We start from the raw sequence: 948 nt of genomic DNA on the forward strand, positions 1-948 counted from the left end.
CTGAAGGCCAGGCAGGCCGGCCTCGCGGCCCTGCGGGCTGCGGTGGACGATCCGGCCAGTTCCGAGAGCGCGCTTCACGTCTGCCTGAAGAATCAGGCATGGATCTTCGGCGGGGCCTATGTGGGTGAGCTGGCGCGCCGCCAGTACACCCCGGATACCATCCTGGACATTCCGCTCCTGCGTGCCGATGGTTCCCTACATGTCGTCGAGCTCAAGCGCGCCAACATCGAGGGCTTGGTCATTCGCCGTAGCGGCCATCTGATGCTGGGTGCGCCACCCCACCAAGCGGTCTCCCAGGCGCAGAACTACCTGCGGACACTGGACGAGAACCGGCGGACCATCCTGGCTGACTACGGAGTCGACAGCCGCAGGGCCTCCGCCACCATTGTGATCGGCCACTCGCGCTATGTGGGAGGGGGTATCGCGCCGACGGAAGTTGCGGAGACCTTGCGCACCTACAACACGCACGCCACCCGGATAGAAGTGATCACCTACGAGACCCTGCTCGATTCGGCCAGTCGGATGCTTGCATTGTCATCCGAGCAACAGGACTCGGAAGCGACTGAGGAGCCCGACTCATGACTGACGCCCAGCCCTCGATCGAGCGGGTTCTGGCTCGCCTGTGCGGTGGCTCGATCACCGCGAAGGACTACGTGGGCTACTTCCTGAACGAGTACGGCGAGGAACTCGTCTTCGCCCAGCGTCGAGGGGAGAAGACGGCGCGCCTCTGGCACAGCGATGCCGATTGGCAGCTGTTCCGCGTCGGCGACCACTCGATCCGGGTCGGCGAGGTCATGGACGGGATGATCACTGTCAGCGGCCTGGTCATCAACCAACCAGAGGCAACCTGGCTGTCTTCCTGCTTGGCGGCCTCTCGCCACCTGCGCCAGCGGTAGTCATGATGCCAGCGGGGACAGTCCGGTAACGAGGAAGGCCCGGGCCGCTGGT

The 948-nt window shown here is 64.9% G+C and carries 2 protein-coding genes; both read left to right on the forward strand.

What is annotated here, in order from left to right; translation table 11 throughout:
- Positions 1 to 582 (forward strand): Shedu anti-phage system protein SduA domain-containing protein (locus ABD323_RS41795; protein WP_344447305.1); only part of this gene is annotated, 582 nt, incomplete at its 5' end.
- Positions 579 to 896 (forward strand): hypothetical protein, encoded by a 318-nt coding sequence (locus ABD323_RS41800; RefSeq protein WP_344447306.1) that lies wholly within the window; start codon positions 579 to 581, stop codon positions 894 to 896. The genes ABD323_RS41795 and ABD323_RS41800, both read left to right, overlap by 4 nt.
- The last annotated feature ends 52 nt before the right edge of the window (positions 897 to 948 follow it).

Origin of the sequence: Kitasatospora nipponensis, assembly GCF_039528135.1 — a bacterium.
Lineage (GTDB): Bacteria > Actinomycetota > Actinomycetes > Streptomycetales > Streptomycetaceae > Kitasatospora > Kitasatospora nipponensis.